Annotated in this window: 15 protein-coding genes and 1 pseudogene; 12 read left to right on the forward strand and 4 right to left on the reverse strand. The window is 61.8% G+C overall.

All coding sequences use genetic code 11. The features are described 5' to 3' along the window. Positions 1–100: 100 nt before the first annotated feature. The gene (gene acnA, locus ABWY06_RS00300; RefSeq protein ID WP_353923554.1) at positions 101–2845 is read right to left on the reverse strand and encodes an aconitate hydratase AcnA; all 2745 of its coding nucleotides are present in this window, start codon (positions 2843–2845) and stop codon (positions 101–103) included. A gap of 213 nt (positions 2846–3058) precedes the next feature. On the opposite strand from acnA, the gene rlmM reads away from it, so the two are divergent. From rlmM to ABWY06_RS00355, 11 genes and pseudogenes are all read left to right on the forward strand, one after another. Beyond that, entirely contained in the window at positions 3059–4114 is a 1056-nt protein-coding gene (gene rlmM / locus ABWY06_RS00305; protein WP_353923555.1) for a 23S rRNA (cytidine(2498)-2'-O)-methyltransferase RlmM, read from the forward strand. 239 nt (positions 4115–4353) lie between these two features. Further along, positions 4354–4740 (forward strand): hypothetical protein, encoded by a 387-nt coding sequence (locus tag ABWY06_RS00310; protein WP_353923556.1) that lies wholly within the window; start codon positions 4354–4356, stop codon positions 4738–4740. A 135-nt stretch (positions 4741–4875) separates the two neighbouring features. Further along, a complete protein-coding gene (tusA, locus tag ABWY06_RS00315; protein ID WP_353923557.1) occupies positions 4876–5127 on the forward strand; it encodes a sulfurtransferase TusA in 252 nt (83 codons plus the stop codon). 20 nt (positions 5128–5147) lie between these two features. Next, on the forward strand, positions 5148–5600 hold the full coding sequence (locus ABWY06_RS00320; RefSeq protein WP_353923558.1) for a gamma-glutamylcyclotransferase family protein: 453 nt from the start codon (positions 5148–5150) through the stop codon (positions 5598–5600). Between the two features lie 234 nt (positions 5601–5834). Continuing rightward, positions 5835–7034 (forward strand): glycosyltransferase family 4 protein, encoded by a 1200-nt coding sequence (locus ABWY06_RS00325; protein WP_353923559.1) that lies wholly within the window; start codon positions 5835–5837, stop codon positions 7032–7034. A gap of 95 nt (positions 7035–7129) precedes the next feature. Further along, positions 7130–7420, forward strand: coding sequence for a putative quinol monooxygenase (locus tag ABWY06_RS00330; RefSeq protein WP_353923560.1), 291 nt, complete (start codon positions 7130–7132; stop codon positions 7418–7420). Positions 7421–7814: 394 nt separating this feature from the next. Further along, positions 7815–8561 (forward strand): hypothetical protein, encoded by a 747-nt coding sequence (locus ABWY06_RS00335; RefSeq protein ID WP_353923561.1) that lies wholly within the window; start codon positions 7815–7817, stop codon positions 8559–8561. A 310-nt stretch (positions 8562–8871) separates the two neighbouring features. Continuing rightward, positions 8872–9531, forward strand: a complete 660-nt coding sequence (locus ABWY06_RS00340; RefSeq protein ID WP_353923562.1) for a transposase — start codon at positions 8872–8874, stop codon at positions 9529–9531. A 517-nt stretch (positions 9532–10048) separates the two neighbouring features. Further along, positions 10049–10945, forward strand: a complete 897-nt coding sequence (locus ABWY06_RS00345) for a hypothetical protein (protein ID WP_353923563.1) — start codon at positions 10049–10051, stop codon at positions 10943–10945. A 1092-nt stretch (positions 10946–12037) separates the two neighbouring features. Continuing rightward, a pseudogene (locus ABWY06_RS00350) lies at positions 12038–12139 on the forward strand (hypothetical protein); the annotation flags it as partial. A gap of 123 nt (positions 12140–12262) precedes the next feature. After that, on the forward strand, positions 12263–17809 hold the full coding sequence (locus tag ABWY06_RS00355) for a calcium-binding protein (RefSeq protein ID WP_353923607.1): 5547 nt from the start codon (positions 12263–12265) through the stop codon (positions 17807–17809). Positions 17810–18031: 222 nt separating this feature from the next. On the opposite strand, the gene ABWY06_RS00360 is transcribed toward ABWY06_RS00355, so the two are convergent. After that, a complete protein-coding gene (locus tag ABWY06_RS00360) occupies positions 18032–19426 on the reverse strand; it encodes an MATE family efflux transporter (protein WP_353923564.1) in 1395 nt (464 codons plus the stop codon). Between the two features lie 255 nt (positions 19427–19681). Between ABWY06_RS00360 and pdxB the strand changes: the two genes are divergently transcribed. Then, entirely contained in the window at positions 19682–20824 is a 1143-nt protein-coding gene (pdxB, locus tag ABWY06_RS00365) for a 4-phosphoerythronate dehydrogenase PdxB (RefSeq protein WP_353923565.1), read from the forward strand. Between the two features lie 9 nt (positions 20825–20833). Here the strand turns inward: pdxB and ABWY06_RS00370 are convergent, their stop codons facing one another. Together ABWY06_RS00370 and ABWY06_RS00375 are read right to left on the reverse strand one after the other, a co-directional pair. Next, positions 20834–21400 carry a hypothetical protein gene (locus tag ABWY06_RS00370; RefSeq protein ID WP_353923566.1) on the reverse strand — a complete coding sequence of 189 codons (567 nt, stop codon included), beginning with the start codon at positions 21398–21400 and terminating at the stop codon, positions 20834–20836. A 134-nt stretch (positions 21401–21534) separates the two neighbouring features. Next, on the reverse strand, positions 21535–21711 hold the full coding sequence (locus ABWY06_RS00375) for a PA1571 family protein (RefSeq protein ID WP_353923567.1): 177 nt from the start codon (positions 21709–21711) through the stop codon (positions 21535–21537). Between the last annotated feature and the right edge of the window lie 23 nt (positions 21712–21734).

The raw sequence follows: 21734 nt of genomic DNA on the forward strand, positions 1-21734 counted from the left end.
AAAGGGGCAATGCCGGTGTCATCGGCCGCCAACGACTGAAGTTGAATAAATATTTTGACGCCAAGTAAATGCCGTTTTGCGGCCCTGCTGTTATAGGCCGTCATTGGCGGGCAATCAACTGACGCAGCACATAGTGCAGGATCCCGCCGGCCTTGAAGTATTCGACCTCGTTCAAGGTGTCGATCCGGCACAGCACTTCGACCTGCTGGCTGTCGCCCGAGTCCCGGCTGATCTGCAGGGTCAGGGGCATCAGCGGGCGCAGCTCGACGCCGTCCAGCCCGAGGATATCCACCCGCTCGCTGCCGTCCAGGCCCAGCGTCTGGCGGGTCTGGCCCTGGGTAAACTGCAAGGGCAGCACGCCCATGCCGACCAGGTTGGAGCGGTGAATGCGCTCGAAGCTCTCGCTGATCACCGCCTTGATCCCCAGCAGGTTGGTGCCCTTGGCGGCCCAGTCGCGGGAGGAGCCGGTGCCGTATTCCTTGCCGGCGATAATCACCAGCGGAGTGTTTTCGGCCTGGTAGCGCATGGCGGCGTCATAGATCGGCAGTTTCTCGCCACTGGGGATATGCCGGGTATTGCCGCCTTCCTCGCCGCCGAGCATCTCGTTGCGGATGCGGATATTGGCGAAGGTGCCGCGCATCATCACCTGGTGATTGCCGCGCCGCGACCCGTAGGAATTGAAGTCGCGCGGCTGCACGCCATGGGCCCGCAGGTACTCACCTGCCGGGCTGGCGTCCTTGATATTGCCGGCCGGCGAGATATGGTCGGTCGTCACCGAGTCGCCGAGCAGGGCGAGGATCCGCGCCTGGCGGATGTCCTGCACCACGGGCGGGGCGCTACCGATCTCGGCAAAAAACGGCGGGTGCTGGATATAGGTCGAATCGGCCTGCCAGGCATAGGTCTTGTCCGGGGCAATGGCAATGGCCTGCCAGGTCGCATCGCCGCTGAAGACCTGGGCATATTCGCGGTGGAACATCGCGGTGCTCACCTGTTGCTGGGCCTGGGCGATTTCCTGCGGGCTGGGCCAGATATCGCGCAGGTAGACCGGCTGGCCGTCCGTGCCGTGGCCCAGTGGCTGGGTCTCCAGATCGATGCGCACGCTGCCGGCCAGGGCATAGGCCACCACCAGGGGCGGCGAGGCCAGCCAGTTGGTCTTGACCAGCGGGTGCACCCGGCCCTCGAAGTTGCGGTTGCCGGACAACACCGAGGCCACCGTCAGGTCGGCCTGTTGCACGGCCTTTTCGATGTCCGCCGGCAGCGGGCCGGAATTGCCGATGCAGGTGGTGCAGCCGTAACCGACCAGCTCGAAGCCGAGCCGGTCGAGGAAGGGCGTCAACCCCGCCGCGGCCAGGTACTCGGTCACCACCTTGGAGCCGGGCGCCAGGGACGTCTTGACCCAGGGCCGGCGCGCCAGGCCCTTTTCCACGGCCTTTTTCGCCAGCAAGCCGGCGGCCAGCATCACGCTGGGGTTGGAGGTATTGGTGCAGGAGGTGATGGCCGCGATCACCACGGCGCCGTCTTCCAGACGCAGCGTCTGGCCCTGGTACTGATAGTCGACCCCGCCCACCTGCTGGGCGTTGCCGACCGCCACGCCACCGCCGCCTTCGCTTTCCAGGCGGCCTACCTCCTGGCGGGTGGAGTTGCGCGACAGCGCGACGAAATCCTCGAAGGCCTGGCTGACCTGGCCGAGCAGCACGCGGTCCTGGGGGCGCTTGGGTCCGGCGAGGCTGGTGCGCACCTGGCCCAGGTCCAGCTCCAGGCTGTCGCTGAACAGCGGCGTCTGGCCCGGCTCGCGCCACAGCCCCTGGGCCTTGCAGTAGGCTTCCACCAGCGCCACGCTGTCCTCCGGGCGGCCGGTCAGGCGCAGGTAATCGAGGGTGACCGCATCCACCGGGAAAAAACCGCAGGTGGCGCCGTACTCGGGCGCCATATTGGCCAGGGTGGCGCGGTCGGCCAGGGGCAGGTCCGCCAGGCCATCGCCATAAAATTCGACGAACTTGCCGACCACGCCCTTGCTGCGCAGCACCTGGGTCACGGTCAGCACCAGGTCGGTGGCGGTGATGCCCGGGGCGAGCTTGCCCACCAGCTGCACGCCGATCACCTCGGGGATCAGCATGGACACCGGTTGGCCGAGCATGGCCGCCTCCGCCTCGATGCCGCCCACGCCCCAGCCCAACACGCCGAGGCCGTTGATCATGGTGGTGTGCGAATCGGTGCCGACCAGGGTGTCGGGAAAGGCGTAGGTGACACCCTCCTGCTCGTCGGTCCAGACCGTGCGGGCCAGGTATTCCAGGTTGACCTGATGGCAGATGCCTGTGCCGGGCGGCACCACGCGGAAGTTGTCGAAGGCCTGCTGGCCCCAACGCAGAAAGGCGTAACGCTCGCCGTTGCGTTGCATTTCGATACCCACGTTGCTGGCGAAGGCTTCGGGCGAACCGAAGTGGTCAACCATCACCGAGTGGTCGATCACCAGGTCGACCGGCGACAGCGGGTTGATCTTGCGCGGGTCGCCGCCGGCCTTGGCCATGGCGTCGCGCATCGCGGCCAGGTCGACCACGGCCGGCACGCCGGTAAAGTCCTGCATCAGCACCCGGGCGGGGCGGTACTGGATCTCCCGGGTCGAGCTGCGGGTCTTCAGCCAGTCGGCCATGGCCTGCAGGTCGACGCCGCGCACCGTACTGCCGTCTTCCCAGCGCAGCAGGTTTTCCAGCAGCACCTTCAGCGACATCGGCAGGCGCTCGATCGGTCCCAACTGTTTGGCGGCCTCGGGCAGGCTGAAATACTGGTAGGTGCGACCGGCAACCTGCAGGCTGCGGCGGCAATCGAGGCTGTCCAGGGACGGCATGGCGCATCTCCTTGCGGCCCCATGGCACGGGGCCTGGCTGATTCATGCGGGGACTCGCGCGGTCGCCGCCGCGGGCAGGGCGGACGGCGACACTGCAGAGCCTAGTGCAGCAGGGTTTTGCCGACCTGTCAGGCCGCCTGTGCCTCTCACTGGACCCACTGGCGACGCCGGGGGTTCCAACTCCGTTATGATGGGCGGCTTGAGGAGAGCCCGATGACCACGATATTCATGCACTGCCGCCCCGGTTTCGAAAGCGAAGCCTGCGCCGAGATCAGCGAACATGCCGCGCGCCTGGGCGTGGCCGGTTACGCCAAGGCCAAGGCCAGCAGCGCCTGCGCCGAGTTCGTCTGCAGCGACCCGCAGGACGCCGAGCGGCTGATGGACGAGTTGGCGTTCGCGAGGCTGATCTTTCCGCGGCAGTGGGCCCGCGGCGAGTTTATCGACCTGCCGGAAACCGATCGCATCAGCGTGCTGCTCGTGCACCTGCAGGGCCTGCCCGTCTGCGGCAGCCTGTGGCTGGAAGTGCTGGACACCAACGATGGCAAGGAGCTGTCGAATTTCTGCAAGAAATTCGAGGCGCCGCTGCGCAATGCGCTGAGCAAGGCCGGCCGGCTGGTGGAGGACCCGAAAAAACCACGGCTGCTGCTGACCTTTAAAAGTGGCCGCGAGGTGTTTGTCGGCCTGGCCGAGGCGCATAACTCGGCCATCTGGCCGATGGGCATCCCGCGCTTGAAGTTTCCCCGCGCCGCGCCAAGCCGGTCGACCTTGAAACTCGAAGAGGCCTGGCATCATTTTATCCCACGCGAGGAGTGGGACGAGCGCCTGGCTGCCGGCATGACCTCGGTGGACCTGGGTGCCGCGCCGGGCGGCTGGACCTGGCAGCTGGTCAACCGCGAGATGCTGGTGACCGCGATCGACAACGGCCCGATGGCCGAAAGCCTGATGGACACCGGCCTGGTCGAGCACCTGCAGGCCGACGGTTTCACCTACAAGCCGCGGCGTCCGGTGGACTGGATGGTCTGCGACATCGTCGAGAAGCCGGCGCGCAACGCCGCATTGCTGGAGGCCTGGATCGGCGAAGGCCTGTGCCGCGAGGCGGTGGTCAACCTCAAGCTGCCGATGAAACAGCGCTACGCCGAGGTGAAGCGTCTGCTCGAACGTATCGAGGAGGGCTTCAAGGCGCGCGGGGTGCGGGTGGCCATCGGCTGCAAGCAGCTGTACCACGACCGCGAGGAAGTCACCTGCCACCTGCGCCGCCTGAGCAAATAAGCGCGAGGTCTGGGACCTCATGGGCGCTCACGGCTGGCCGTATGCTGCAGACCCTATCGGCCCGCGCGGTATAACCCGTCGGCCGGCCCGGTGCTCGGCGTCCCCGATCCGTTCCCCGCGCCTGGCGAAACGCTGCGGTGCGACACGGTTGCCCGGGGCCGTTCGGGATACCCTCCATCGTGCCCGACCCGGGGGTGACGCACCCTGGGACCACTCAATGGACGGAGGCTGTAAAAAACATGAATCGTATATTGCTGGTGACGGCGCTGTTGGCCGCCTTCACTGCGGCGGTCCACACCTTGGTGGGGACCGCGGAAATCCAAGGGCCTTTGCTGCAATCCGCGCTGCCCCAGGAGTTGAGCTTGTTGCTCTATGCCTGCTGGCACCTGGTCTCGGTTACCTTGACCCTGTCCGCCGTCGCCTTCTTTATCGCGGCCCGCACCGCACCCGGGTCACCGCAGCCGCTGACCCAGGTACTGGCCTGGATGTGGCTGTGCTTCGGTCTGGTCTTTATCGCCGTGGCGTTGCTCTATGCGGATGCCGCGATGCTGCTGAAACTGCCCCAGTGGTCACTGCTGTTGCCCGTCGGCGCCCTGGGACTGTGGGGTTGCGCCCGTAGGCAGTAGGGTATTCGCCTGCTCGTGTGCGGGCATGGGGTGGCGAGGTTCGCGCAGGGGCCACATCGCGTTCGAGAATCACCCTGGCGGGTGACCGAAACCGCCACTTGGGCGACAATGGCCGCCGGTTTTCTGGAGACTGCCATGTCCGAGTTCGATAAGGTGCCGGCCGACGGCCTGCTCGATGCCACTGGGTTGTTTTGCCCCGAGCCGGTGATGTTGCTGCACAATAAGGTGCGTGACCTTCCGGGCGGCGGGCTGCTCAAGGTGATCGCCACCGACCCCTCGACCCGCCGCGATATTCCCAAGTTCTGCCTGTTTCTCGGGCATGAACTGCTGCAGCAGGAGGAGCAGGACGGCACCTACCTGTTCTGGATCCGCACCAAGACTGCCTGAAGCGCTTCGAGGGGGATGACATGGGCTGGTACTTCGCCTACGGCTCCAATATGAACCCGGCGCGCATGGCCAGCCGTGGCCTGCTTTTCGACCTGATGCTGCCGGGCCGCCTGGATGGCTTTGCCCTGTGTTTCAACAAGCGCGCCGTCGACCGTCCGGGCCATGCCTACGCCAATATCCGCCAGCAGCCTGGGGCGGTGGTCGAGGGGGTGTTATACCGGCTGCACCGGCTCGACGAGATCGAAAAGATGGACCCCTTCGAGGGCACGCCGATCTATTACAGCCGCGAGCGCCTGACCGTGCAGACCGCCCAGGGGCCGCAACCGGCCTGGGTCTATATCGCCAACCCGGCACTGTGGCAGGAGGGGCTGATGCCCAGCCGGGAATACCTGGATCACCTGCTGGCTGGCAAGGCCCATCTGTCCGCCGCCTACTGGGCGGCGCTGGCGGCAGTGGCGACCCACCCGGACTAACGGGTCCAGCCGCTACCCGTCAGTTGCTAATGCCGGACAGACTCATTACCGTACGCCGCCATTCGATGGCTACCAGGACTGGGCTCACTTGCCGTCGTTCCCGCGAAGGCTGGAACCCAGGTGCGAAAAGGTCTCTGGATAGCTGCATGCCTGGGGTTGACGGGTGCTGGATGGCACAGGTGGCTGGATATGGGCCGGAAAACGCTGAAGATGCCCTAAGGACAGGTTAAACCAATGCGTGTGCTGTTTATCCACCAGAACTTCCCTGGGCAGTTCCGCCCGCTCGCTCGCGACCTGCTGACCCAGCCCGGCGTGGACCTATTGGCCATCGGCCGGGATACCGCACCAGGGCTGGCGGGCGTACGCCTACTGCGCTACAAACCGCAGCGCGCCGCCGGCGCGCAGAGCCACCCCTACCTGCGCACCGTCGAAGACGCGGTGCTGCATGGCCAGCAGGTGCTGCGCCTGCTGCTGGAGCTCAAGGGCAAGGGCTACCGGCCGGACGTGGTGCTGGCCCATCCCGGCTGGGGCGAGACCCTGTACCTGCGCGAGGCCTTTCCCGAGGCCCGCCTGGTGCATTTTTGCGAGTACTACTATCACACCCAGGGCGCCGACGCGGGCTTCGATCCGGAGTTCCCGTTGAGCCTGGACGGCGCGGCGCGCATTCGCACGCGCAACGGCCTGCACCTGCTCAACCTGGAAAATTGCGACCTGGGCATCAGCCCGACCCGCTGGCAGCACAGCCTGCACCCGGCCGCCTACCGGGACAAGATCGCGATCATCCACGAGGGTATCGACACCGCCCAACTGGGGCCGAATGCGGACGCCAGCCTGACGCTGCCCAATGGCCAGGTGCTGCGCGCCGGTCAACCGGTGGTCACCTATGTGGCACGCAACCTGGAGCCCTATCGGGGCTTTCACACCTTTATGCGGGCGCTACCGCGGCTGCTGCAACGCCATCCCAGCTGCCAGGTCGTGGTGGTGGGCGGCGACGGTATCAGCTATGGCAGCCCGCCCAAGGACGCGCCGAATTGGCGCGCCCAGTTGCTGGCGGAAAACCCGGTCGATCCGCAGCGGGTGCATTTTCTTGGCAAGCTGCCCTATGACACCTACAAGCAGGTGCTGCAGGTCTCGGCCGCCCATGTCTACCTGACCTACCCCTTTGTGCTGTCCTGGTCGCTGCTGGAGGCCATGGCCAGCGGCTGCCTGATCCTGGGATCGGACACCGCGCCGCTGCGCGAAGTGATAGAACCGGGCCAGAACGGCCTGCTGGTGGAATTCTTCGACAGCGCCGCGCTGGTCGACACCTTGCTGCAGGCGTTGGAACAGCCGCAGCAGTACAGCGCGCTACGCCGCCAGGCTCAGGTCACGGCCCAGGGTTATGGCGTGGCAGCGGGCATCCAGCAGTACCGGCGGTTATTGAATATCGACTAGGGCGGTACGCCGACTGCGAGCCACTGGCCCCTGGCCTTTAACCCCACGCATTGTTTCACCGAGCATTTCAACAGCACCACCCATAAGGACGTTATATGAGCTCGATTTTATTTGTACTGGCAACCTTCACTGCAAAACCCGGCCATGCCCAGCAGGTACGTGAAGCCATTACACGGGCGCTGGCGCCCACTCGCGCCGAGCAAGGCTGTATTTGTTATGACCTCCTGGTGGATAACAGCAATGACCATCGATTTGTGCTGAAAGAGGAGTGGCAGAGCAAGGCCGACCTGAATGCACATTTTCTGACGGAGCATTTCAAGGTAATGGTCGAGTGTATTACGCCATTGGCCGAGGTTGAAATTGCCGAGTTGAATTTTGTCGCATAAATCTCAATGGCCTGATAATGGTTCAAGGTCGTTTATAGACAAGGGATAGCCGGTTATGCCAGGGGTTTTATGGGCTAATATGATGGGGTCGTAATTAATTTTATATTTACTACGACCCCATTTACACGTTGTGTCCCTTGCTTCTTTACTTCGCCAGCCGCTCGGCGCCATGCTTTTTATGGCTACCCGTCCGGATGCAATGGACGTGGTCGTGCTTGTCCATGTTCAAATCACGCTCTCTAGTTCGTACTGAAGTCGACGATATCGGCTGCAGACGCTCCGCTGTGCCTGACCGTTGTCGCCGTGGGCTATTTTTTGGCGAGGCGGAGCGAAACCGTTGTCTGTCCCCGATTACCCCGATTACCCCGATTTAATACATAAAAGAGGACTTGTAATGACTGCGCCTGACGATGAGGTTCTGATTGAACATCCAATGATCTGGATGGTTGCCTTGATGGCGCTGGCTGTCGGTCTGTTTTTGCTAGATTCCCGCCTGACAGGTTACAGCATCTTATTGATGCTGATTGCTTCGGTAATTTTTGGGGTTAGGAGAAGAAAATACTATCCGCTAGGAAGTCTTTTTATAAGGCTGATTGCTGTGACGCAGCTTCTGGCAATAGTATTGGCGAATTTTTCTGAGTCTATACCAGGAGTGATTAAGCTGATGTCCGGATTTTTTGATGATTATTTATCGTTGCTTATGTTGGGTGTAAGTTGGATGAGTGAGGATTTAATAGCTGATGGCTACTTCGATAGGGTTGTTGAAATCAAAGGATTTTCAGCAGTCATATTCCTTGTGAGTGTATTGTTAGCTCGGGGTTATCTGGTGGCTGCATTTTCCGTGGGCGAAGTTTGGAAAAAAATAAAGGCGCCTCTTCAGGAGGATAAAAACTGGCTGAATAGGAATTTGGTGTTACTAATTTTTGTGGTTGTTTTCGCTGCAGTTGCATTATATATGGATTGGTATAACCCGAAATGTACAAAGCGCTGCATGCAAGTGGAGGTGTTTAATTTTCCTATCTTTAGCATGCTATCGGTAACTTTCTCGATGACCTTTTTCTTTATTGGTCTTATGATAAGTGCGTATCGGGTACGGGCAGTTCGGTTAAAATACGGAAAGAAGGATCAGGTCAATGAGTGATGATATATTTGCCGATCCAGCTGGCGCAAAAGGGAATCCGGAATATGAAGAAGCAAAGGCTCATTTTGAAAAAATAATGCGGGTCTGATTACTGCTTTAGAGGGGTATTTAGAACTTGCGACGACAAGTCTTGATGCTGCAACTGGTGCATTTAGCTTTGGTGGGGTATTAGGGGACAGACCCCGAATGCCTGATGGTATTAGGGGACAGACCCCGAATGCCTGATCGGGTCTAAGCTTCTGGCATCATCCTATGGAAAAGGAGTTTCCATATGCCACGTCGAGCGCGTGTGCTACTGCCTGGAGTCACCTTGCACCTGATCCAGCGCGGTAACAATCGGTCGGCCTGTTTTTTCGCCGAGGACGACTATCTTTTCTATCTGGAGCACCTTGGCGATCAAGCAAAAAAGCATGGCTGCGCGGTGCACGCGTGGTGCCTGATGACCAATCATGTTCATCTGCTGCTGACCCCCGCCAGGCAGGAAAGCGTCGGCCGGTTAATGAAGGGGCTTGGTCAGCGTTATGTGCAATATATCAATCGGACCTATCGCCGCAGCGGGACATTGTGGGAAGGGCGCTTCCGCTCCTGCTTGATGCAAGAGGAGCGCTATGTGCTGGCCTGCTATCGGTATATCGAAATGAACCCGGTGCGGGCTGCCAGGGTGGTCCATCCGGCGGACTATCGCTGGTCGAGTTATCGAATAAATGCCCAGCTCGAGGAATCGGCGTTTACAGAGCAGCATGCCCTCTACCGCGCCTTGGGCGAGTCGGAAGAGGAGCGGGCGCAGGTCTATCGTGAGCTTTTTCGCCATCGACTCGACCCCGGCATGGTGGATCAGATTCGTTCAGCCACCAACGGCAACTATGCCCTGGGCAGCTCCAGGTTTGGCGCCGAGGTGGAACGCGCTCTGGGGCGCAGGGCGACCCGCGGGCAGCCAGGACGACCGAAACACGCCCACGAAGCGCCGTAAAACCATGGGGAGTCACAGCGTGCTGCGATGGCGTGTGCGTTCGCGCATAAAAATCCCAAAAATGGGCGGCGCCTGCTCTGGATTGAGTTCGTTTGCTTCTGGCCTTTTGCTATGATGGCGCGCCGCATCTATTCGGGTGCGCAAGGCCAGGGATTGCCATCTCCATCGTCCGTTGTATCCCTTGTCTTGTTTCCCGCCAGCCGCTCGGTGCCATGCCTTTATGGCTGCCCGTCCGGACGCAATGGACGCGGTTGTGCTTGTCCATGTTCAAATCACGCTCTCTGGTTCGTACTGACGTCGACGATATCGACTGCAATCGATTCGCTGTGTCTGGCCGTTGCTGCAGAGGGCTGTTTTTTTGAGGAAGCGGAGCGAAACCGTGCTCTGTCCCCGATTATGCTCTTTTTCAGGAAATATCGATTTGCCAAGTGTCCGGAGTTATCAATAGATGGGCAACGCAAGTAAGAGCCGGGTTTGCCTCGCCTCGCTGTGTGCTAATTAAAAAGGATAAAATATAATGAGATTGATGCGAAGTCGAGTTTTCTACTTTTCTATTGGGGTGCTGATTACTTGGTGTAGTGGTCCCGCTAGCGCTGTTGGCGATAATCGAGACATAGTAGAATTTTACTCTGATTTGCGTAAGGATGTTATAATAGCCGAGTCGAGAGATATTAAAGGGGCCTTGTCAAGAGCTAGACCTGAGGGTTTTTTCCAAAATGCCGGATCAATAGGTTCGGTTATTTGTAATGAATTAATCGGCTCGCTAAATAAGGCTGGCTCATACATTGGAAATGATATTTCCGACTGGCTTTCTGAGAGCGATAAAAAACTTAGGTTTCATGCTTTACCAGACTCTAGAAGTCTACCGTCTCTGTGGGGCGGCAGGAAAGAAGTTGAATATTTGGCAAGCGATATAGATGGGGATGGAAGTGAAGATTATATTTACAGGCGTACGGGAATAGTTGGCAGTCAAAGCTATCAGAAAGTAATGATTGTTGAGCGCCCACTTCATTTGGACTCAGGGTCGCTGGATTTATATATTGACGCCTGCAGTAAATTGAAGCCGCTTAATAAGCCGTGCAGTGGGGTGTCGGATGTTATTTCATTTTTAATTGATACGCCGAAGGATAAAAAATCTCCTGATGAGTGGGCCTCTACTACTCAAAATCCACTTTCGTACTTTACTGGAGATAAGGAGTCTGCAAAATTGATTTTCCCAGGCGGAGATAATATAGCAAGGCGTAATCTCGGTACGAGTGCCAGTGTTCACTGGGAGTTATATAAAATTGACCATGGGGTATTGTTGGTTTCCGTTCCAATGTCTAGCTTTGCCCCACCAGAACTTCTTGCATTTACCCCAAAAAAAAATTCTCCAGGGAAATTGCAATGCGTGATTGCGCCGATTTCATGGTAGTGCGAATATAACCCACTAAGAGAATTGCTCCATGGCAACTGCTGTAGATAAGCTCGGCGAGCTTCATTATAATTATAGTGACTATCAGACGGGAAGCGGAATCCCAAATGAATTTGATGATCTAGTAATCTGGGAGTTGATAGATCTTGAAAATGCGAATTATACTCCTTTATTCATGCGGTAACTGCAGATAATGGACAGGTCACTGCAACTATCGGCTATGGCCTGGATGTAGACAGATATGGTACTTGGAGTGAGGTGCGCCAGCTTATTGTTTTTGGGCTTGGTGGGCAAGGCAATATAACAGCGGCTCAGAGTGATGGATTAGAGCTTCTTAGTCAATATAAGGCCGGCGTTTCTGCTTGGAGTGCTGAAAATATCGCAGCCATGTCCAGAGGGGAGGAATCTCCTGCGGGACTCTGGACGCAGCAACAATCTAATGCGATTGCAAGTTTATCATTTACTGCGGCACAGGCAGAGTCCGTATTACGCGCAATAACGTTTGGCAGCGACGCTGCCGGAGTTAGCGAGCAGAGATCAGTCATTGGCGACGTGCGCCGTTTGATCACTGAAAATTATGATATCTCAGAGGCTTTTCCAGAGAGTGCCGAGCTGGCCTCCTTAATAATCATGAGATTTAGAGGGGATTTTACCGGGTTTGGTAATCCTATTAATATATTTACAGATCCCAGGTATGAAAGCCCTGGAGCCCGAAGAGCAGAGTTCTGGTGGCGAATTATCGATAAGATAAGCAACGTTCCAGCCGGCATGGCTGGAATTTCGGCGCGATTAGAACTAAACGCTCGTATGTTTGGTGCGCTTCCAGAAAATTCTAGCGAAAGCAGTAATCAGCAGGTACTAGAGGTTCTGTCGCATCTTTTCCGTATCAGACTAAACGATGGAATGGCGGAGTCCACGAGCAGTGTCATAAGAGACAATTTTTCAGCAACATTAACTGCTGGAATAAAACTGTTGACCAGTACTTTTGTTGCTGAAGGTGATGGTTTTCAGGTCGTGCAGCTAGCTAAAGAGTCCGGAGAGGCACTACAGATAATTCCTTTTGCCGAAAGCAACAGTTTGTTTCGAAATTTGATGGTCGGAAACGATAAATCCGACACTCTGACTGGTGGCAATCATACTGACTATTTGTGGGGAATGGGTGGCGAAGATTCGATAAAAGGTGGCGGTGGAGATGACTACCTTTTTGGTGGCGCCGGTAACGATAGCTACCAATTCTCCCGTGGAGACGGCTTCGACACCATCGAGGACAGCGATGGCTTGGGCAGCCTGAGGATCGCTGGGGCTAATCATACCCTGGTGAAACAGTTTATTGCTGGCGCTGATACCTGGGTCAGTCAGGATACCAAGGTCAAGTTCGTGCTGTCGGGCGACGACCTGTTGGTGCTCTATGGCGATAACGACAGCATCCTGATCCGCAACTATCAGCCGGGACGCTTGGGCATCCACCTGGATCAGAGTGACTTGCTCCATCCATTTTCCAACGGTGCGCTGTCGACAACCGGCGGTACGGATAATCCCGATCATTTGGAAGGCAGCGCCGCGGCCAACCGGCTGCTCGGCTTCCAGGGTGTCGATCGCCTGTTCGGTTATGCCGGTGACGATCAGCTGTTTGCCTATAACGCAGGCGCCTTTGGCCCGGCCAACACGCCCACCTGGTCCGAGGGTATTACCGGCGATTGGCTGGATGGCGGTAAGGGCAACGATGGGTTGCTGGGTTCGGACGGTATCGATGGGCTGTTCGGCGGTGGTGGGGCAGACACCCTTATTGCAGGGGGTGGCGACGATGTCATCTTCGCCGACGGGGTGACTACAAACCTGCAGCATAATTTGTCGCTGGAGCATTTCCACGTCCCCATCGGCAACGACAGTCAGCGGTTCGTCCTGGTCTCGGGGTTGATCGGCGGGCCGGGCGAAGGCGAGCACGGCAATGACCACGTAATTGCTGGCGACGGTAACGATTTTGTCGATGGATACTTCGGGGATGATTATCTCGAGGGCAATGCCGGTGAGGATTATATAAGCGGTAGTGCCGACGACGATATCCTGCTTGGCGGTGCCAATAACGATACCTTGCTGGGCGATGGCTTCGATGGCGAGGCGCCAGACAAACCTAATTTGAGATTGCCAGGCAGCTTTCATGGCGACGATCTGTTGATTGGCGGCGAGGGTGAGGACCGGCTGTACGGCAATGGCGGGCATGACCGTCTGTTTGGCGGCGCTGGACTGGATATCCTCTTTGGCGACGACCAAACCACACCCGGCCAGTTTCACGGTAATGACAGCCTGGACGGCGGCGAGCAGAACGACACCCTGGTCGGCATGGGCGGCCAGGACTGGCTCAGTGGCGGTGACGGCGACGATGCCCTGGACGGCGACCTGCTGGAGCTCGACGGTAGCTGGCACGGCGCCGATGTGCTGCAGGGCGGCAGCGGTAACGACACCCTCTATGGCCAGGGCGGCGGCGACAGCCTGTCCGGCGGTGCCGGCAACGATAGGTTGGAGGGCGATAACCAGGAATTGGGCAGCGCCTACCAAGGCCAGGACGACCTGGAAGGTGGTGCGGATGACGACCAGCTGTGGGGCGGCGGCAAGAACGATACCCTGCGTGGGGGCAGCGGCCTGGATTACCTGGACGGGGGCCGCGACGACGATCGCCTGGCCGGACAGGCCGGCGCCGATACCCTGATGGGTGACCAGGGCAATGACAGCCTGATCGGCGGCGCCGACGATGACCAACTGAACGGCGGCGAAGGGGATGACCGTTATGAGTTCGCCCAAGGCGACGGCAACGACACCCTGGAAGACGAAAGTGGCAGCAACAGCGTGCTGTTTGGCCCGGGCATCAGCCGCGATTCGTTGACCTTCCAGCGCTCGTTCAGTCTGGAGGGGACGGCCTACCTCACCGTCAACTACGGCGCCAGCGACCAGTTGCATATCCTCAAGGGCCAGGAAGGGACGATCTCGCGGTTCGATTTCGCCGATGGCTCCAGCCTGGCGTTGAGCGAGGCCCTGGCAGAGTTGGGCGGGGTTTCGTTGTTCGCCACCGACGCCGGCGGGCTGCTGTCGGGCAGCGAGGACGCCGATGTGTTGATCGGTGGCATCGGCGCGGACATCCTGGTGGCCCTGGGTGGGGACGACAAGCTGTATGGCGCCGATAACGACGACCGCCTCGACGGCGGTGCCGGGCTGGACACCTTGCGCGGCGGTGCGGGCCAGGACGTGCTCGCCGGTGGCGCCGATCAGGACGCCCTGAGTGGCGACCTGGGCGATGACCACCTCAACGGGGACGAGGGCGATGACAGCCTCGAGGGGGGCGCCGGTAACGACCTGCTCAGCGGCGGCTTGGGCAACGACCAGCTGGAGGGCGGTGCGGGTGCCGATACCCTGGAAGGCGGCGAGGGGGTCGACACCTATGGGCTCGAACAGCACCTGGGCCAGGACCTGGTGCGCGACAGCCAGGGCGAGTATTCGCTGCTGCGGCTGGTCGACAGTTTCGCCACGGCGGACCTGATGGCCCGCCAGGAGGGTCAGGACATCCTGATCGAACACCAGGACGGCAGCCATGGCATCCGCCTGGAGGGCGCTGCCGCGTCGAACTGGCGGGTGATCGATGGCGAAGGCGCCGAGCTGAGCATGGACGCCTTCCTGGGCGGACTGTCACTGCAGCGGTCGCCCGGTTTCTGGGAGCGCAGGTTCCAGCGCGACGTGCGCCGTGAGGTGCAGGAGCAGTATCTGCGCAACGGCTTGGTCCTGGAGGGGGATGGGCTCTACCACCGCCACGAGCGTGGCGATAGCTCCGAACGCGATACCGGTTACAGCATGACGTTTATCGCGGAAACCGGGGAGCGGCGGGTCGCACGCAGCGAAGTGTCCACCTCCAGCAGCGTCGTGGTGTCGCGGTCGCGGCTGAGCGGTGCCCCGGGCTCGACCTCCTCGTTGTTGACGCCGGGCGCCAGCGGTGCGGGCAACTATGTCACGGCCGCGGACCTGGGGCGGTTGCGCGAAGTGCAGGGTGGAGAATACGAAGCGTCGGTGGAATATATGGCGCCGGTCTATTCCAGTGTCGAAAGCTCGCTGCTGTTGGGGATGTTCAGTGGTAGCGCGAGCGGAGTGAGCACGACTTCGCCGGGTATCGTCAGCACTCCTACGCCCTATACCAAGGAAACCACGACCATCCTCGAGCAATACAAGATCGCCACCGGCCTGGATGACGGCGGCCTTTATAGTGTTGGGTCCGGCAATATGTTCCACGGTGGCAGCGGGCAGGACATTGTCCTGGGGGAGAGTGGCGCCTCGCTGGCTGTGTTCCTGGACGGCGGCAGCGGCGACGATGCGGTCGTAGGCGGTGAGGGTAACGATATCCTGCTGGGCGGCCAAGGTAACGACCTGCTGTCCGGCGGCTCGGGCCAGGACACCTACCTGTTCAGAAACGGCGAGGGGGTGGATATCGTCAACGACCTGCCGCTGCCTCAATATGCCTACTCCGATTTTCTCTTCTGCTACAAGCCCGAGGTGGGCAGCAGCGTCGCTGATGAAGTGGTGTTGCCGGACGAGGCTACGACGGAAAACCTGCAGCTGGCCTGGGGCAGCGTATTGGCGGAAGTAACCACTGGCAAGGCCGAGTGGTTCGAACCCAGCCTGGATCCGGGGTTTCAACCCGAACTCGTCCCCTTTTTCACCGCGTCGCAAGAGCAGCCGCCGATCCGCGCCTTTCGCCAATGCATCACGCTGGATATCGCCTGGGGCACCGGGCAAATGATCCGGGTGGTTATGCCGCCGCCGGGCAGCCCGGCGGGTTTTGGCATCGAGCAGTATCGTTTTGCCGACGGCAGCACCTGGAGCCTGACGCAGTTGCTGGCCCGGGGAAACCTGGGCGCGCCGCCGGATATCGCCCATAGCAACCAGCTGCTGCGCAGCGAAGATGCCCGGGACCCCGAAAGCTGGCGGGTTGCCGACTTGGGCTTGCTGCTGAATTATGCTTTGCCGCTTCAGGGTATGTATGGCGATGACACCCTGCTCGGCGGCGAGCGGGATGACTTTCTGCTCGGCAGTGAGGGCAACGACAGTCTCGAGGGTGGCGAGGGGCAGGACTTCCTCGATGGCGGTGCGGGCGAGGATGAATTGAATGCCGGCGCCGGTGACGATGTGCTGGACGGCGGCGCGGGCGCCGACCGGATGGTCGGCGGCCTGGGCGATGACCACTTCCGTGTCGACTCGATCGCCGATACGGTCATCGAGGGGGCGGATCAGGGAACCGATACCGTCAGCGCCAGCATCAGTTACACCCTTGTTCATGCGGAACATCTGTTCCTGCTGGGCACGGCTGATCTCGATGGCGCAGGCAACGAAGCGGACAACAAGTTGCGCGGCAACGACGGTAATAACAAGCTGCTGGGTCGGGCGGGCGACGATTCCCTGTCTGGCGGAGCTGGGCAGGATCGCCTGGACGGTGGGGAGGGCCAGGATGAGTTGTTTGGCGGCGAGGGTAACGACCTGTTGCTGGGCAATGTGGGCAATGACAGGCTCGGCGGGAGCGATGGCGATGATCGGCTGCTCGGTGATGAGGGCGACGATACGCTGAGCGGCGACGCCGGCAACGACACCCTCAGCGGTGGCCTGGATGCTGATACCTACTGGTTCGACCGGGGCGCCGGTCAAGATCTGATCGACAACCTGGATGCCGGCAGCGGCGGCACCGACGGCATCGAGTTTGCCGAGGGTATCCTGGCCGAGGAGGTTGTGCTGACGCGCGCGGCCGACGACCTGCTGCTGTCGATCAAGGACAGCACCGACAGCATTCGGGTCAGCCAGTATTTCACGGGCGGCGTGGCCAGCGATGCCACCTTGGAGGAGATCCGTTTTGCCGATGGCACACGCTGGGGCCGGGACTACGTCGAGGCAGCCGTGGCGCCGCCGCAACCGGCCAACCTGGCGACGGTGGAGTCTTCCAGCAGTCGGACCCTGGGGGCGGGCGAGGGCGATTTGCTCCTGTTGGGAGAGGCGGCCATCGATGGCACGGGCAATGCCTTTAACAATCGTCTGACGGGCAACCGGGCCAACAATACCCTTAACGGGCGCGCGGGCGCCGATACCCTGATCGGGGGGTTGGGCGATGACACCTATGCGCTCGACTCGCGACTGGACCGCGTGGTGGAATTTCAGGATGAAGGCATCGACTTGGTCAAGGCCACCGTCGACCACAGCCTGGGCGAACACCTGGAGCAGCTGATGCTGTTGGGCGATGCCGTCGAGGGGATCGGCAATGGCCTGGACAACCAGCTCAAGGGGACCGCCGGCGCCAACCGACTCTCCGGCCTGGCGGGCAATGATTACCTGCACGGTGGTGTGGGCGATGATCTGTTGTTGGGCGGCGAGGGTGACGATGACCTGCATGGTGGGGACGGCCAGGACAGCCTGGAGGGCGGCGCCGGTAACGACGCGCTCACCGGCGGGGCGGGCAGCGACACCTATCGCTTCGGTCGCGGCGCAGGCCAGGACAGTGTCCGAAACTACGACAACGGGCTGGACGTGGTCGACCAGTTGCTGTTTGGCGAAGCGATCGAGGTTGAAGACCTGTGGTTCAGCCGCAGCGGCAACCATCTGCAGGTCGACCTGCTGGGGAGCGACGACCGCGTGACGTTCAGCGAGTGGTACTCGGGCAGCAGCGGCTACTTCCACCTGGACCAGTTCAAGACCGCCGACGGCCAAATGCTGCTCGACGCTCAGGTGCAGAACCTGGTGAACGCCATGGCGGCGTTCGGCGTGCCGGTGGGGGGAGAGGTAAACCTGTCCGGCAGTCAGCGCGAACAGCTCAACGGGGTGATCGCGGCCAGCTGGCAGTAATCTGGAGGCTTGGCCTGTTGGAATAAAAAGCCCCTCTCACCAGGGGCAAATTATCGGCCAGGTTTCGCCGGCAGCGGTATGGTGCCAACCTCTCACTTGCCGTCATACCCGCGCAGGCGGGTATCCAGCCCTGTGCACCGACGGGCTCCGGTTCGCCGGGCGCCAAGGCGACCCGGGCCTCGCTTTTGGGCGCCGGCGCTCCGGCCCAGCACAGCGTGCGCCTCAGGCCTTCCCCTCAAACGCCTCGTGGCTGCGAATACGCCGCCGGGCGCTGCGTTGCAAACGGATGCCCAGCATCAGCGCGGCGCAGGTCAGGCCGGCGATCAGGCCTTGCCAGAGGCCACGCGGGCCGCTGGGTTCGCCGAACCAGTCGGTCAGGCCGAGGACGTAACCCACCGGCAGGCCGATGCCCCAATAAGCGAACAGGGTCAGGATCATGGTCACCTTGGTGTCCTGGTAGCCGCGCAAGGCGCAGGCCGCGGTGACCTGCACGGCGTCGGAGAATTGGAACAGGGCGGCGTAGATCAACAGCCCGGTGGCCACCAGGATCACGCTGACATCGGGCGTGTAGAGTTGCGCGATATGTTCGCGGCTAAGCAGGATGGCGCTGGCCGAGACGCAGGCATAAGCCAGCGCCGCGCCCATGCCCACCCCGGCGGCGAACCGCGCGTCCCGGGGCGCCCCGCGGCCCAAGGCCTGGCCGACGCGCACGGTCACGGCCATGCCCAGGGAGTAGGGGATCATAAAGACCATGGAGGCGAAATTCAGCGCGATTTGATGGCCGGCGACCACGGTCGCGCCCAGGCTGCCAATCAACAGGGCGATGACGGCGAAGATGCTCGACTCGGCGAAGATCGACACGCCGATCGGTACCCCGATCGACAGCAGGCGCTTGATCACCGACCAGCGCGGCGGCTCGAAACGGTTGAACACCCGGCAGCTGCGGTAGACCGCGGCCAGGTTGATCCAGGCAAACATGCCCAGCAGCATGCACCACATCACCAGGCCGGTGGCCCAGCCACAGCCGACGCCGCCCATGGCCGGAAAACCGAACTTGCCATGGATCAGCACGTAATTGGCGGGAATATTGATCAACAGGCCCAGCAGCCCGAGCACCATGCTCGGGCGGGTATGGCCCAGCCCGTCGCTGTAGCAGCGCAGCACATGGTACAGCGCCACGGCCGGGAAGCCGCAGGCGACGCCGCGCAGGTAACCCATGGTCGGCTCGATCAGGCTGGGGTCGACGGCCATCACCTGCAGCACCCACTGGGTGTTCCACAGCACGAGCGCCGAGGCGCAGCCGACCACCAGGGCCAGCCACAGGGCCTGGCGCACCAGGGGGCCGATCTCGCCGTGCTGGTTGGCGCCGAAACGCTGGGCCACCTTGGGCGTGGTGGCCAGCAGCACGCCGGTCATCAGCAGGTACACCGGCACCCAGATGGAGTTGCCCAGGGCCACCGCGGCCAGGTCGCGGGGGCCGACTCGGCCGGCCATCACGGTGTCGACGAAGCCCATGGCGGTGTTGGCCAGCTGCGCGATGATGATCGGCAGGGCCAGGCTCAACAGGGCGGCGAGTTCGCGCCGGGTACGGGCAAATCCTGTGGGATAAAGGTTCACGGGTACATCCATCAATCGTCGTGCGCACTGTACGGCAGTGGTGGCCGGGCACTCGCACCGCCCGGTGGCCGCTTTGCGCGGGCACCCTTGCCAGGCGGGGTCGGCAGGACGCGTCAGTCTACTCCCTGACGCCTTGGTCAGGAAAGAGCCGAACGCAGCGCTACTGTAGCCGCCGCCGGCGGTGGCGCAGTCGCACTTACCCTGGGGCCGCGCCTCCCACTAGAATGGCGCACGTCCTTTTTGGAGCCCGCTCCCATGCGTTTGCTTGCCGATGAAAATATTCCCCTGCTGGACGAGTTCTTCGCCGGTTTCGGTTCGATCCGGCGGATGCCCGGCCGGGCCATCGACCGCGCGGCGGTGCGCGACGCCGATGTGCTGCTGGTGCGCTCGGTGACCCGGGTCGACGGAGCCCTGCTGCAGGGCAGTTCGGTCGGCTTTGTCGGTACCTGCACCATCGGCACCGATCACCTGGACCTCGGTTATTTCGCCGAGACCGGCATTGGCTGGGCCAGCGCTCCGGGCTGCAATGCCCGGGGGGTGGTGGATTACGTGCTGGGCAGCGTATTGACCCTGGCCGAGGACGAGGGTGTCGACCTGGCCCAACGCACCTACGGCGTGGTCGGCGCCGGTCAGGTCGGAGCGCGCCTGGTGCGGGTACTGCGCGGCCTGGGGTGGCGGGTGCTGGTCTGTGACCCGCCGCGGGCCGCGGCCGAGGACGGCGATTTCGTCTCGTTGCCGACCATTCTCGCGCAGTGCGATGTGATCAGCCTGCACACGCCGCTGACCCGCGACGGTGAGGATGCGACCTTACACCTGCTCGACGCCGAACGCCTGGCGCGCCTGCGGGCGGGTACCTGGCTCATCAACGCCAGCCGCGGTGCGGTGGTGGACAATGCCGCCCTGGCGGCCGAACTGCGCCGTCGGCCCGACCTCAAGGCGGTGCTGGATGTGTGGGAAGGCGAACCCGAGGTGGACGTGGCGTTGGCCGGCTTGTGTCGCCTGGCCACCCCGCATATCGCCGGCTACAGCCTGGACGGCAAGCTGCGCGGCACCGCGCAGGTGTATCAGGCCTTCTGTGAGCACCTCGGCCAGGTGCCGGCGGTCAGCCTGGCGCCGCTGATGCCGCCGCCCTGGCTCGACGCACTGGGCCTGGCGGTGGCAGCGGACCCGGCCTGGGCCCTGGCGACTCTGTGCCGGGCGGTGTACGACCCGCGCCGCGACGATGCGGATTTCCGCCGCAGCCTTCACGGCGATGCCGCGTCGCGTCGCGCGGCCTTCGATGCGCTGCGTAAACACTACCCGCCGCGCCGGGAGATCGACGGTTTGCGGGTGCGCCTGGATGGCCCGGCGCCGGCCCTGGAACAGCTGATCGAGGCGCTGGGCGCAACGCGGGTCTGAGCTCGCCAATCAGGTGCTGGCCGCCGCGCTGGCCTCTTGCGCGGCCTCTTCCACACGTAGCGCCTGGCTCAGACCGTCGCAGCTGCGGTGCCAGTCGAGCACCCAGTCCGGCAGCGCGGGCGAGACCGGGCTGACGCCCATGGCGCTGGCGAATTCATCGGGTTTCAGCGGGCCGCTGGCCGCCTTGAACAGCCCGCGGATACTCACCAGGCCGAGCACCCGGCCGCCGCGCACGAAGTGGTGCTCGATAAAGGTCCACTTGTCGTCCCAGCCGAGCAGGCGGGTCTGCAGCTCGAAACGCTGGAAGGGTGGTCCAGGGCGATTTCCTGGAAGCGTGTGGCGACGCCGGCGGCGAGCAGCCAGGCATTGCGTTCCTGCAAGGGTATAGCAAGACCATGGGGCGGCTGGGCTGGGCTGGGCTGGGCCGCTGTCGCGAAAGCTGATATGCCGCTGCGAGGCGCCGCTCACTTCTGCAAAGGTCAGCTGGCTTAGGCCTCTGCGTTGGCGCCAGGTTTTCAGCAGCGCGCCGAAGCCCGCTGAGCTGCGCAGCGGGACGGCGATAGTGCTATCGGACATGACGGAGGCCTCGTGCAGGTCGCCGCGGTGGCGGCGAATCGGACACCAGGCTCCGTTCTACCGGGGCGGACCAGGGGCGGCAATTACCTCACAGGTAATCGCCGCGCGGCGGGGACCGACACTGCGTTTCCGGTTCAGGCGCGTTTGGGCGCCGCGCACCAGACTTTTTCCAGTTCGCGGCAGGCGCGCTGGATCATGCGTTCGGTGATGGGAATCTCCCGGCCTTGGGCATCGATGACCGCGCCGCCGACCGGCGTTTGAGCGGGCAAGGTGACCACGGAGGGGCTGTGGCTGAGGGTTGGTTGAGTCATGCGGCTCTCCTTGATCAGGGCAA

It is taken from the genome of Pseudomonas sp. (assembly GCF_040514055.1).
Classification (GTDB): domain Bacteria; phylum Pseudomonadota; class Gammaproteobacteria; order Pseudomonadales; family Pseudomonadaceae; genus Aquipseudomonas.